The following is a 13,489-nucleotide window of genomic DNA, read 5'->3' as shown; positions in this document are numbered from 1 at the left end:
GTCAGAAGGAAGAATGAGGGATGAAGGATGAGGGATCGGAGAAAGAGGGATGAGAGAAAGAGGGATGAAGGATGAAGGATGAGGGATGAAGGATGAGGGAGAAAGGGATACAACGTTATGGGCGGGTGTTGCGGTTGTTTTGGGGAACGGCGATCGCGGCGGAGATGGAGTATCGGCTCAACTTTGTGCTGTCAGCTTTTACGAGTTTGGGCAACTTAGCGGGCAGCTTGTTTGGGCTGTTTTTGTTTTATCGGACAGGCTACACCTTTGAAGGCTGGTCTTGGGCGGAAGCCTTGGTGGTGTTGGGGGTGTTCACTGTGTTTCAGGGCTTTTCGAGTACCTTTCTCGGCCCGAACTTAAATCACATTGTGCAGCATGTGCAGCAGGGCACACTGGATTTTGTGCTGTTGAAGCCGATTAATAGTCAATTTTGGCTCTCGACTCGCACCGTTTCTCCCTGGGGATTGCCAGATGTGGTTTTTGGCTGCTTAGTAATTGGGTATGCTGGGCAACAACTAGGAATTGGCCTCTCGGCTTATTTATTGGGTGCTGTGCCGTTACTGTTTGGGTTTATCAGCCTCTACAGCTTGTGGTTCATGTTGGGAGCTACCAGTATCTGGTTTGTCAAAATCTATAACGTCACCGAGGTTTTGCGCGGCTTGTTAGAAGCGGGTCGGTATCCCATGGTCGCTTATCCGGTCGCCTATCGGTTTTTCTTCACTTTCATTGTGCCTGTGGCCTTTTTAACCACTATTCCTTCAGAAGCTTTGTTGGGTCGAGTCGAACTGGTATGGTTGCTCGGAGCAGGTCTGTTAGCTGTAGCTCTGTTCCTGGCCTCTCGCCTGTTTTGGCAGTTTGCTCTGCGCTTTTACACCAGTGCATCTAGTTAAGCGGCATGGATGACTCAGCAGCGCGATTTATTTTTCTATTTTTAGATGGAGTGGGGTTGGGAGAAGCACAAGCAACTAATCCCTTGGCGGCGATCGCGGCAATGCCATTTTTAACGCAGCTTTTAGGCGGGCCGTTATTGACTGGACAAACGGCTTGCCGAGCAGGGCTATTGTTGCAACCCATTGATGCCATCCTCGGAGTGCCAGGGCTGCCTCAGAGTGCTACAGGACAAACTGCTTTATTTACAGGTTGTAATGCGCCCGCTTTTATGGGACGCCATCTCAGCGCCTTTGCCAATGGCTCTTTACGAACCTTGATCGAAGCCCACGGCATGTTTAAGCAGGTGCTGAACTGGGGCGGATCTGTGACCCATGCCAATCTGTATTCACCCGCTTATTTTGAGGCGATCGCCCAACGACGGCGACGTTATTCGGTAGGTACGCTTTTAGCCCTGACGGCTGGGGTGCCTTTTCGCATGGGGGGAAGGGGCGATCGCCAAATGGCAATTTCTTGGGATATTACGGGCGAGTATGTGAATCAGCGGGGCGGTCATGTTCCTCCCCTCACACCCACGACAGCAGGACAAAGATTGGCTGCGATTGGGAGCCAACACCATTTAACGTTGTTTGAGTGCTATCTCCCTGATTACGCAGGCCATAGTCAGGACAAAGCCCAAATCACTCAAGTTTTGCGATTAGTAGATGCATTTGTTGAGAGTGTCGTGGCGCATCTACAACCTCACGTCAACCTGGTGATTAGCAGTGACCACGGCAATATTGAGGACTTATCCCATCCGCATCACACCGCAAATCCGGTGCCGCTGATTGTGATTGGCCCTCAAGCGATCGCCTTTCAGCCTGTGCAGGACATTACAGGCATTACGCCTAAAATTATGGAGTTGCTACAGCTTAGCGGCAATGCGGCTCCAAGCTTGCACCACGTTTTGTAACTCTGCTGGCAATTGATTTTGCACCATGTCGGCATAACGAGCCGTTACAGTAGGCCCAGACAGCGTCACAGTGAAATAGTCAGCGGTTCCCTGAGGAGCGGGGTAGCTGTGTCGATTGAATTGAGCAAAGTTTTGCTGTTCGAGTAATCGCCGAAAGCGTTGCACCTCAGCCGGAGAGACTTGCACTACTTTCACCGGAGTGACAGCACCATTGGGTTGTAGTTGACCTTGGATCAGCTGACCATTCGCTTGCAAAGCGATCGCAGACGTTTGCCCTGCAATGCCGCCACTGGTGACCACTCGGAAGACCACTCCTGTAGTTAAGGGGGGAATGAATTCACTGCCACCCATCAGATTTGGTTGCAGTCCGGTCGGGCGACTAACATTACTAGCTTGGCGATCGAACTTCACCAGAGAGCCAGAGTCATTGGTGCGATAGGTTAAGCGTTGTCCCCCACTCTCTACGGCGACGATCCAGCCAGGAACGGTAGCGGCGGCACAAAATACTCCTGGTTCAGACAAACCTAGGCAGGAATTAGGCCAAGTCGTTTTTTCGGACTGCACAATTTGCAACTGGGTATTAGGTACCCGCAATTGCTGAGCCGCAGCCTGCAAGACTGCTCTAGAAACACTTTGGGGTAAATTCGCTGGGTAAAGACCACTGGCCGCTGTATCTAACTTGATCACTGAACCAGATTCATTCGTGCGATAAACCAACTGCTGCGATCGCCCTGCGACTATGACTTGCCAGCCTGGAGTTTCGGCTTGAGTGCAAAACTCACCAGAGGTCGCCAAACCTAAGCAACCATTACTCCAGGTTTGCTTGGCAAAATTGGCAATCTGAACTTGAGTCGCTGCAATTCCCAATTGCTGAGCCGCTGCTTGAGTCACGCTAGCTGCGATCGCCTGGGGTAAATCGGCCTTAGAAGTATCAGTGTCTAGACGCAAGATTTGTCCATTCAGATCGCTATGGTAGACCCAAGTTTGCCGAGCATCTGAAACAGTAACTTGCCAACCGGGAACTTGAGCTGGGGGGCAAATTTCATTAGCAGCAGCTAATTCTAAACAGCTATCCTTCCAGACTTTGGGCTCAGCTAAAGTCACTCGCAACTGACCAGGCGGGACATTCACGCGACGAGCTAAGTCTTGGCGAATCAAGTTAGCGACAGGAAGCGGAAATGGGGTGCTAGGTAAAAGTTCGTTATCCCCGCCTCGCCCTCGTCCTCGCCCTCGCTGGGCTAGTAAAACCGTTGGATCTGGCTGACTCAACGTCGGCTTCGGCTGGCGGGAAGACCGAGGGGAAGCATCAGCGGCGATCGCGGCACTCAAGCAACTAACACCAGAACCAACCGTCCATATGCCTGCCCACAAAAGCACAGCGGCAAGGCGCGGAGATGTCCGTGGTTGACCAGTCGTCACTTCTGTACGGCGATGTGGTGCAAAACGATGTGGGGTCGGGGGTCGCATAGAAAACCTCAAAAGAACTCACCAAACTCACGCTGACGATGCAGCACCAATGAGCATGACTGACTCGGCAATTTTAAGACGCTGCCATAACAATCTACGCTAGCCTGACAAAATTTCAGACAGCGATCGCCTAGATGAGTTCCGTTGGAGGTTTCTATTTTTTAGGAGGAGTGATTTGATTAGGCAGAGTGGGCAACCCTGCTTTCTGCAAAAACTGATTAAAGCCTGCGGGTTGGAGGAGATACCAAGCGGTTGAGCCCGCGAGAACCAGCGCTCCTAACATCAACATTGTGGAAAACACCTGGGCGATCGCGCCGGGTGCATTCGAGAAAGTAGGCTGACGACGAGATGGGTTTGGGCTCATTCTGACTACGTTATGCGATCGCGATTTGGGAGTCGTGGCAGTAGCAGATTTGTTCGAGGAAGTGCTGACGTTGTCTGCACCCACTTTGCCTGCACCTACCACCGATGTCGTCGCCATTTGGCGCAACTGCTGAGCCACGGCCAAAGGTTGTCGTTCAGTTCGGCACCATTGTCGCAGAGCTGCCGCTGTAATCCCACAAAGATTGGGAGCTTCTACTCCCTGCACCCGTTGCAACAAAGACTGGTCAGTTGTCACTAAAACGACCAACGAACCAGGATGGTTGCGAGACAACCCATAAGCCGCTTGGGCTACCGCTAAAGACAGCCTAGCCTTTTTGCTAAAAGACTCACCACTAGCAGGCTTGAGCGAAGCATGAGTAGCACTGATAGCGGTCATATGCCAACCACTATCTGGAAAGAAACGGATAAACTCTCTGGCCGTTTGCTCCAAGCTTGCCTCTGGTGCCCGGTCATGGAGATAACGGATTTCGTCAAAAACCACTTGTGGAATAAAACACTCGCCTACCCGCGAGAATTCCTGCCACTCTCTAGTTTTTCCGACTTCCAGAGCATTGAAGTCTAAAATTACTAAAATCGGATGTGGTGCGGCCATAGCGATTCGGTGTCATACCTTAGGGATGCAGATGCAGGAACTAATTTAGGAGCACCCTATTCAAATTATGGATGATGTCAGTTAGAATAACAGGCTTTTTGATGAGTTTAGCCACCAATTCCCAAGCGACCTGCCAAGCTAGGCGTGAGGGGTAAGAGCGTGGCAATCATCAAAAACAAGGCCAGCAACCCTAGACCTGCACGGGCATCGTCGGGTTCAGATAGTTCATTCAGGCTGGGTCGTTCTAAATCTCGCTGGAGAAACAAAATGATGATCGCCCAATACAAAGCCAGTGCATTGGCAAAAGCGGCGATCGCCAAAAGAACTAAAGTCGCAACCGTGGCTCGACCCGCAGTTTTACGACCGTAAATAGCTTGCACGACACGACCACCATCCAATTGGCCAGCAGGCATCAAGTTTAGCGCGCTCACCACTAAGCCCAGCCAGCCAATCACGGTTAAGGGATGGACATCTACTAGCGAGTTTTGCAACGCAGATCCCAAGATGACTTTGGCCAAAGTGCCAACCAAAATAGAACCCTTGAAGAAGTCTGCTGGCACCTGAAACAAACTACCCGGATGGGACAACACCAGCCCCGTGACTAGCATCAACAAAGAAAGCAAACCCCCTGCGGCTGGCCCCGCAAACGCGACATCAAACAGAGCCGTACGGTTCGGCACAATCGATTCAAATCGGGTTAAAGCTCCGAAAGAGCCTAATTGTGCGGTCGGAAAGAAGAACGGGAGACTGAGCCGAACTTGGTGACGGCGCGCTAGAACCCGATGACCGATTTCGTGAGCTGCCAACACTGCCAGAATTCCGCCCCCGATTGGTAAAACTTCGCGGAAGCGTTCCGGAGCGCTAAAGAAATCGAAACCTAGGAGAATGCCGCCTGTTTCTAAACAAGTGGCAACCGTTGCGATCGCCAGCGACAAAGCCAAAAGCTTCTGCGGTAACGTGGTGGGCTTGGGATCGTTGCGACTCGGCAGCACGATTACTACTGGCCGACCCTCTTGGTTTTCCACCAAAAATAAGCGATAGCGATCGCCCAAGCGTTCCTGCAAACTCTCAGTTAGGCGCGTATACACGCCATCCACGTCCCCGCGCAGATTACCCTTGAAAACGGCTCCCTCTTGATAAGGAATCGTTTCAGTTGCAAAGAAGGTATCAATCCCGAAAATGCCTTGAATTGCTTTGAGATCTTCGGCTGGAATCGGCAACGCTTCTGTCTCTAGCGGAGTCAGCGTAGATTCGGCTCCGGGTTGCCCAGGTTCATGACCTTCATGACTAGTAGGCCCAGCATTGGCGTCCTGACGCGCCTTTAGCATGGCAGCGGCTCGTTCCCGCAGGACCGTGTCTTGGCCTGCCGCCCGCAATTGCTTCCCTAAGAGAACATACAGCCCAGTCGAGGCCACGATCAAAAACAAAATGCCGACTAAGTTGAGGTAAATGCCAGCGGCAAATAGTCCAAAGAACAGCAGCCAAGGTGACATCAGCACCACAGACTGTAGCCAAGCCAGAATCCCCAGCTTGCCAAAAGGTTTGGCTCGGTAAAATCCCCAACCCAAAATTCCTAGAGTGGCTAGGACCATTAAGATGATGGCAGAGGCTTCTGACGCAGCAGTAGTCATAGTTATCGTTTGCTCCTGAGACAGAACCCGACAGAGTCAGGCAGTAGCTTACACGCTGCTCCTGCTGAAAGGAATCGAGAGCTATTCTCGGTTTAGCTAAAAATTTTTCAAAAAGGGAGCAGGTACGTATAAATACTACTGTAGCTGAGCCTGTACCCCGAATTACGATTTGAGAGATTGCTGGTAGCCCAACACCGCTTGGCGCAAGTTGCCCTGGTGTTGGACTAAAAGGCGATCGCCTTCTTCGCGCGATAAACCCGTCCAATACATCAACAGCGCCAACTTCACCGAGCGACCGCTGCGCTCTAGCAACCAGCCTGCTTCTTCCCGGCTGAGATCAGTTAGGTCTTGAAGAATTCGCAAAGCGCGATCGTGCAGCTTTTTGTTAGTGACGGAAACATCGATCATACGATTGCCGTAGACCTTGCCCAGTTGCACCATCACCCCAGTAGACAAAATATTGAGCGCTAGCTTGGTAACCGTACCAGACTTAAGGCGAGTAGAGCCTGCTAATACCTCTGGCCCTACGATCAAGCGAATGTCAATGTCTGCTTTGACGGAGACTTGCTCCGCTGGCACACAAGCCATAAAAATCGTCGTCGCTCCCCGTTGCCGCGCCGCTTGTAAAGCGCCGTGAACGTAGGGTGTCGTGCCCCCCGCTGTAATTCCTACTACCACATCTAGTTCGGTGACATGACGATGGGCGATCGCCTCTGCTCCATCTTCAGCGCAGTCTTCTAAGTCTTCCGAACTCCGCACCAAAGCCCCCGCTCCACCCGCAATGATGCCTTGCACCAATTCGGGCGGTGTACAAAAAGTGGGAGGACATTCAGCAGCATCCAAGACTCCTAGACGACCACTGGTACCTGCACCGATGTAAAACAGCCGTCCCCCTTGCCGCAATGCCACAGCGGTTTGCTCAATTGCTAGAGCTAGTTCTTGCCGAGCTGACGCGATCGCTGCAATCGTTTGAGCATCTTCGCGATTAAACAACTCCACCAACTCTAGAGCACTTAATTGATCCAGATTTTGGCTGTTAGGATTCACTTGTTCCGTTAGCAAGTAGCCGCGCTCATCGGGAAAATGATGGGGGAGCTGTTCGCCATTGACGGCGTTGGCAGGGTGGGAGTCTTGAGACATGATTACTTACAGAAGTCCTTCCAAACGACGACGAATGCGCTCGATCTCCGAATCTGGAGCTTCTAGAACCGGGGGTTCTGCCCCTTCTTCTTGCCAATCGGTTTGATCCACATTAGATTCTGGTGGCATCGCCAAGGTGTCTTCTGGCACTAAATTACAGTCGTAATCAGCTCCTCGGCAAAATTCTTCAATTTCTTCTAGTTCAAACGTCTCCACCATTGGAGTTGGAAAGTCCTGGGCTTCCAATAACAAGCCAAATCGAGTGGCATCATCTTCCGATTCAAACATCAGAACCACATTCCGTTCACCCCGCTCCGGGTCTTGGATCTGAATCGTGTGAATTCCTTCGTTTTCCGTCCGGGCATTAAAAAGTAGAACGAACACACGCATGGGCTTTAAGCATTTTGTGACCACAGTTCTTTCCTATCTTAGAGGCGATCGCGCCCTGTGCATGTTGAGATAGCTCCAGCCAATCCAGCGAGGGCTACGTCACCGGGATCTTGACTATTGGCCTTGTGAGCTAGAGAACCACCCGATCGGCTTGCAGAGCGCAACGAGAGAATTACCAACTTGTGAAACTTGCGCCGACAAATCTGAGTCATGCTGGCTTGGGGAATGCCACTTTATCCTGCTGACTTGCCGAAATTACTTCTAAAGGAATGTATTGGTTTTTGTAACTCAACTTTGGTTTCTGCTTGGGAATTTGAGCATCGTGGGATAGATTCTTATTGGCATTCCCCAGCTTGCTGATGTTGCAGATGAGATGACCCAAACTCCCCCTTCGGGTAACGAACCTACTCCTCCTAACCGACGCCTGTGGCTACTGTTATTCAGTCGTTCCAGCGCTACCGTAGGAGTTCTTTTGCTTGCTGGCATTGCGGGTGGTGCTTGGTGGGCTTGGAATTTTGTCCACAATGACCTCGCGCCTTTAATTGAAAAAAACCTCAGTCAAACGTTGAGCCGCCCTGTAGAGCTAGGAGAAGTCGATCGCTTTGATCTCAATAGCATTCGCTTTGGTGCTTCTGCGGTTCCTGCCACACCCACTGATCCCGATCGCCTCGGCGTTGCGGCGGTAGAGGTTGAATTCAATCTTTTACAGCTATTGTTTACCCGAACCCTAAAGCCCAGCATTACTTTAGTCAAACCCACCATTTATGTAGAGCAAGCAAAAAGTGGCGAGTGGATTTCTACGCGCGTTAAAGCTCAAGAAGAAGCGGGGCTGATCAAAACTGATCTAGATGTAATTCGGTTTCGGGATGCGGGCATCGTCCTGATTCCCTACCCAGCTACTAAGCGGGACAAAGTGGCGATCGCCTTTCAGCAAGTTAATGGTGCAGCTAACTTTTTTGACCAAAACCAGCGCATTGCTTTTGAGGCTAGCGGCCAACCGTTGCGCGGAGGCAACCTGAGGCTGAAGGGCGAATCTCAGTTGCGAGTTCAGCAGACAAAGCTACAAATTCGGGCGCAAGATCTCCTGGCATCCGATATCAGCCGCATTCTTGACCTACCCCTGGATTTTCAAGGCGGTCGCGTAGATGGCACGATCGCTGTGCAGGCTAACCCAGATGAGCCTGTAAAACTAGAGGGCCGTGCGGAACTAAAAACCGTCACGGCTCAGGTGAGGCAAGTCCCCCAACCGTTTCGGCAGGCTAAAGGCTTTGTGCGCTTCCAAGGACAGCAAATTGCTCTAGAAAACGTCAGCACGTTCTATGGCAAACTGCCGATCCAGGTGGTGGGCACGCTCAACACGCAGTCTAACTACGATTTGCGGGGACGTCTCAACCCAGTGAGTGTGGCTAATTTGCTCGACACCCTCAAAGTGGAGGAGTTGCCCTTTGCCACAGCGGGAGAAGTGCGGGGGGCTTTCCGGTTGAGTGGCCCGATCGAGAAGCCTGTCCTCGCAGGAACGGTCGTCACCACCAAAACTGCTCGCATTGACAAAGTTGATTTCAGTCGCATCAGCACTAACTTTGCTTTGGTCACAGCAGAGTCCAAGGTCATCTTCGACCAAATTAAGGCCACGCCAGAAGTTGGCGGTACAGTCACGGGCAGCGGTGGCATTAAGTTTGGGGAAGAAGGCGGCCTAGTTTTAGATTTTGCAGGCCAGAACTTACCTGGAGATGCGATCGCCCAAACTTATGGCACTGAACTGCCTACCAGTATTGGCCTGGTCAGCGGCAAAGCCCAGATTTATGGGCCTTTGGGTGGCAATCTGCAAACGGTGGTACAGGCTCAAGCTCCCAACGCCGCAGGTGGCATCGTCAGCGCCAACGCCCAGTTTGCAGAAGGCCGCTGGCAAGCTTTGGTCAAAGCCCAGGACGTTCAACTGAGTTGGTTTGAGCAAGTCCCTTCCCAGTTTCGCGGCCAACTTAGGGGCGAAATTGCCCTCTCAGGGACGACCGATAATACTCAGGCAAATGCGATTCAAGCAGCGGGCAAAGCGTTTCTGAATGTGGTTGGGGGCACCGTTGCGCTCAATAACATTAGTTTGAATCAAGGCCGTTGGCAGGCATTGGCAGATGTGTCACAAATTCAGCTCCCGCGTCTTTCGCCTGACTTGCGGGGGCAGTTGAGTGGGGCTTTGCAGTTGGCAGGTACCACAGAAGCCTTTGATCTGAGTGCGATTCAGGCAGCAGGTCGGGTACGCCTCTCTGAAGGGCTGGCGATCGTGCAACAACCGCTGCTTGCGACCGTACGTTGGACAGGAGAAAACTTACTGGTACAAGAAGCAACCGCTCCTAACGTCAGTGCTAGTGGCATCATTGCCGTACGCACAGAAGGCGAGAATGCCCCAGAAGTTACCAGCCTAAACTTGAATGTGCAAGCGCGTGACTATGCGCTCAATGCTTTACCCTTTGAAGTTCCTGAGACTTTGCAGTTGGCAGGCCGAGCCGACTTTACGGGACGCTTGACAGGCACCCCTACAGCTCCCAACGTCGCAGGCAACTTGCGCTTCAATCAGTTTGCTCTCAATGGTGTGCCCTTTGAACCTGTTCTGACGGGCAACGTGATGGTGACGGGACAAGGGGTGAATCTAGCCGTGGCAGGCGATCGCGATCGCGTAGAACTAGCCCTCGATCCCAACAACCAACCCAGAGCTTTCTTTATCCAGCGAGATGAGGCGATCGCTCAAGGCAAAGCCCAAGGCGATCAGTTGCTCGTGAATGTCCAGAGCTTCCCACTGGCGGCGTTGAATTTGGCTCCAGGTGCCCAGCTAGGTTTAGGAAATGTCGCAGGGCTGCTCAGCGGTAACTTTGATGTCAACTTGAAGCAATCGACGGTCGTGGGTGAAGTTGCGATCGCCAAACCTGCGCTCGGCACGATTGTAGGCGATGAGTTCCGGGGCCGCTTCCGCTACGCCAATGGCATTGCTGCCCTGACAGGTGGCGAACTCCGGATCGGTCAAAGCCAGTATCTCCTCGCAGGCAACGTGCTGCAAACGGCTGCAGGCCCACAGTTCAAGGGTCAGATAGATGTCGCCCAAGGGTCCCTACAAGATATATTGGCTACCCTTCAATGGTTTGAGCTGCAAGACATTACCCGTGGCTTAGGCGCACCGACCTATGCTAGGGCAGCTGATGTCCAGACCGTAGCAGTTGGTTTACCAGAAACACCTTTGCAAACCCAACTCCGGCGGTTCTCCGAAATCGAGACGTTACTCAGCCAGCAAGTAGCTCTGCGTGACGCTGCATCTCCTCTGCCTGACTTAGCTGATCTAGAAGGTGATTTCACAGGCAACATTAGCTTCGCTGGTTCTCCCGAAGCTGGAATCTCACTTAATTTTGATGTTCAAGGGCAAGACTGGCAGTGGGACGAGTACACCGCCGACTTAGTGTTACTAAACGGCAACTTTGAGAACGGCGTCCTGACCCTGTTACCGCTGCGATTCCAATCTGGAGACACCTTAGTTGCCTTCTCCGGACAAGTTGGCGGCCAAACTCAGTCAGGTCAATTACAGATTGAGAACTTGTCTCTAGAAACGCTGGATCAATTTGTTACTTTGCCTTTGGACATCACCGGAGAACTCAATGCAACTGCCACGTTGGCAGGCAGCTTGATGAATCCGCAAGCAGTGGGAGAGCTGAGTTTAGCGGAGGGCACCCTAAACGGTACTTCCATCGAGACCGCTAGGGGCAGTTTTAATTACAACAATGCCCGCCTCAACTTTGGCAGTACTGTGCTTGTCAACGGCCCAGAGCCTCTTACCGTTTCTGGTAGTATTCCGGTAGCACTCCCCTTCAGCACTCCACCCACCAGCAACGAAATTAGCTTAAATGTAGATGTGAGAAATGAGGGTTTAGCACTCTTAAACGCACTCACGCCTCAAGCCGCCTGGGTGGATGGCCAAGGACAGGTGAACTTACAAGTCCGGGGCACTTTAGAGCAACCGATCGCGACTGGGATTGCCACCTTCCAAGATGCCACCTTTACGGCTCAAGCCCTCCCCGAACCTTTAACCAATGTCAATGGCACAATTCGCTTCGATCGCGATCGCATCCTTGTCGAAGGAATTCAAGGACAATTTAGCCAAGGGCAAGTCGTCGCTCAAGGCATTCTCCCCATCTTTGAAGACTTCCGCCCCGGTAGCCCAGATGCCGCCACTCCCCTAACCGCCAACCTCGACAGAATTTCTCTCAATCTCAAAGGCCTATACCGAGGGGGCGTAGAAGGTCAGGTCATCGTGACTGGTAACGCTCTAGAACCGAGAATTGGCGGTGAAATTAGACTGGCCAATGGCCAAGTTCAACTACCAGACACAAGTGACACAACCACAGCTACGGCCACCACGACTAACCTGAATAGCGAAACTGAATCCGCTACTGTCCCCCGCTTTAACGATCTCCGGCTCACCTTAGGCAATGATCTGCGAATTGTCCGTCAGCCCATCTTGAACTTTATTGCTTCCGGTGACATTACCCTCAACGGCACCTTAAACAACTTGCGGCCCGATGGCACGATTCGCCTGCGTACAGGTCAAGTCAATCTCTTTACCACTCGCTTTACTTTAGCCCGAGGTTATCCCCAAACCGCAGTATTTACGCCAGACCAAGGTTTAGACCCTACTTTAGATATCCAGTTGATTACTTCTGTACCCGAAGTGACCCGCAGCCGCACAGTTTCTACCTTGTCGCCTTCCGAAGTGGAAGATGTGCCAGCGACCAGTTTAGGGGCACTGCAAACGGTTCGCATCGAAGCGACAGCCACCGGGCCTGCAAGCGAACTGTTTGACAACTTAGAACTCACTAGTAGCCCTTCACGGAGCCGCAACGAAATCATTGGACTCTTAGGGGGTGGTTTCGTCAATACCCTGGGACGCGGCGATAGCACTCTAGGTCTAGCGAACTTGGCGGGCTCAGCCCTACTGACCAACATTCAAGGGGTCATTGGTAACGCCCTAGGACTGAGTGAATTTCGACTGTTCCCGACCATCGTCACTTCCGAAGAATCACGTTCCTCAACCTTGGGCCTAGCAGCAGAGGCAAGTGTGGACATCACTCAAAACGTTTCCGCTTCGGTGCTTCGGGTGCTAACCGCAGACCAGCCTACCCAGTTTGGTTTGCGCTATCGTCTCAGCGAGGAATTTCTGTTGCGCGGCTCTACAGATCTTTCGGGAGACAGCCGAGCAGTCCTAGAATACGAAACTCGCTTCTAGTCCTGCTCACAGTTCAAGGTTTCTTGAGTTTTTTTTGACTCCAAGGCGTATGGCCACTGGCGACCAAACACAGGTAGCGGCGAGTCATTTCGGGCAGGGTAACCCCACTAAATTCTGTGCCCTCAATCTTGACGCCTAAAACACTGACTGGCATCACTCAAATCTGCTTGGCTCCAATCCAGTTCGGCGCGACCGAGGTAAGCCCGATTTAGGTTCGCCCCCGTCAAGTCGGCTCCGGTCAGATTGACGCCCCGAAGCTTGGCTTTAGTAAAATTTGCGGTGGACAGATTCGCCTCCTGCAAATCAGCGCCACTCAACTTCGCCTCACTGAGATTGACGCCACTAAGATGATATAGAGGCGGCTTCTCAGGTTCCCTCCTTAAAATTGATTTACTTAATAATGTGTAACTTTGAGATCAGGCATGGGTAGAAAACTAGGACTTTGGCTGCTTTGGGGTGGGGCGATCGCCTATGCGTTTTTGCTAGCGCCTCCCAACCAACCAGACACGCTGAACTTGATTCAAAAGCTGTCTACAGGCGATTGGAATGGCATTAACCCCTTGATTATTGCTTTGTTCAATATCATGGGCATCTGGCCAATGATCTACAGTTGCTTGCTGCTGATCGACGGCAGAATGCAAAAAATTCCTGCTTGGGGGCTTGCCAATAAATAAGATACCAGTCACACTAGCAAGAATGGAGCCGGGAGTTCCCTCCCTTGCTCAAGCTTGCTAGTGAAGGAAATCCTCCAACGATGTTCAATGACACGATTAAAGCAACGT

The 13,489-nt window shown here is 52.0% G+C and carries 11 protein-coding genes; 4 read left to right on the top strand and 7 right to left on the bottom strand.

The features are described from left to right. The first annotated feature begins 107 nt into the window (after positions 1-107). A complete protein-coding gene (locus KME12_02605) occupies positions 108-890 on the top strand; it encodes an ABC transporter permease (protein MBW4486661.1) in 783 nt (260 codons plus the stop codon). 5 nt (positions 891-895) lie between these two features. Next, the gene (locus KME12_02600) at positions 896-1,840 is read left to right on the top strand and encodes an alkaline phosphatase family protein (GenBank protein ID MBW4486660.1); all 945 of its coding nucleotides are present in this window, start codon (positions 896-898) and stop codon (positions 1,838-1,840) included. On the opposite strand, the gene KME12_02595 is transcribed toward KME12_02600, so the two are convergent. From KME12_02595 to KME12_02570, 6 genes are all read right to left on the bottom strand, one after another. Next, complete coding sequence (locus KME12_02595) at positions 1,793-3,307, bottom strand: hypothetical protein (protein MBW4486659.1); 1,515 nt, start codon at positions 3,305-3,307, stop codon at positions 1,793-1,795. The two genes, KME12_02600 and KME12_02595, sit on opposite strands and share 48 nt — an antisense overlap. A gap of 154 nt (positions 3,308-3,461) precedes the next feature. Continuing rightward, the gene (locus tag KME12_02590; GenBank protein ID MBW4486658.1) at positions 3,462-4,283 is read right to left on the bottom strand and encodes a hypothetical protein; all 822 of its coding nucleotides are present in this window, start codon (positions 4,281-4,283) and stop codon (positions 3,462-3,464) included. 107 nt (positions 4,284-4,390) lie between these two features. Beyond that, positions 4,391-5,914, bottom strand: coding sequence for a site-2 protease family protein (locus tag KME12_02585; protein ID MBW4486657.1), 1,524 nt, complete (start codon positions 5,912-5,914; stop codon positions 4,391-4,393). 162 nt (positions 5,915-6,076) lie between these two features. Next, positions 6,077-7,054, bottom strand: coding sequence for an N-acetylmuramic acid 6-phosphate etherase (murQ, locus tag KME12_02580; GenBank protein ID MBW4486656.1), 978 nt, complete (start codon positions 7,052-7,054; stop codon positions 6,077-6,079). Between the two features lie 6 nt (positions 7,055-7,060). Next, positions 7,061-7,444, bottom strand: a complete 384-nt coding sequence (locus tag KME12_02575; GenBank protein ID MBW4486655.1) for a DUF3110 domain-containing protein — start codon at positions 7,442-7,444, stop codon at positions 7,061-7,063. 38 nt (positions 7,445-7,482) lie between these two features. Then, on the bottom strand, positions 7,483-7,656 hold the full coding sequence (locus KME12_02570) for a hypothetical protein (GenBank protein ID MBW4486654.1): 174 nt from the start codon (positions 7,654-7,656) through the stop codon (positions 7,483-7,485). 161 nt (positions 7,657-7,817) lie between these two features. On the opposite strand from KME12_02570, the gene KME12_02565 reads away from it, so the two are divergent. Continuing rightward, a complete protein-coding gene (locus tag KME12_02565; GenBank protein ID MBW4486653.1) occupies positions 7,818-12,707 on the top strand; it encodes a translocation/assembly module TamB domain-containing protein in 4,890 nt (1,629 codons plus the stop codon). Positions 12,708-12,829: 122 nt separating this feature from the next. On the opposite strand, the gene KME12_02560 is transcribed toward KME12_02565, so the two are convergent. Continuing rightward, positions 12,830-13,093 (bottom strand): pentapeptide repeat-containing protein, encoded by a 264-nt coding sequence (locus KME12_02560; protein MBW4486652.1) that lies wholly within the window; start codon positions 13,091-13,093, stop codon positions 12,830-12,832. A 36-nt stretch (positions 13,094-13,129) separates the two neighbouring features. Between KME12_02560 and KME12_02555 the strand changes: the two genes are divergently transcribed. Further along, entirely contained in the window at positions 13,130-13,381 is a 252-nt protein-coding gene (locus KME12_02555) for a hypothetical protein (protein MBW4486651.1), read from the top strand. The last annotated feature ends 108 nt before the right edge of the window (positions 13,382-13,489 follow it).

Origin of the sequence: Trichocoleus desertorum ATA4-8-CV12 (assembly GCA_019358975.1) — a bacterium.
Taxonomy (GTDB): domain Bacteria; phylum Cyanobacteriota; class Cyanobacteriia; order FACHB-46; family FACHB-46; genus Trichocoleus; species Trichocoleus desertorum_A.
The sequence above is the reverse complement of the archived record's forward strand: the minus strand, read 5'-3'. Positions and strand labels throughout refer to the sequence as shown.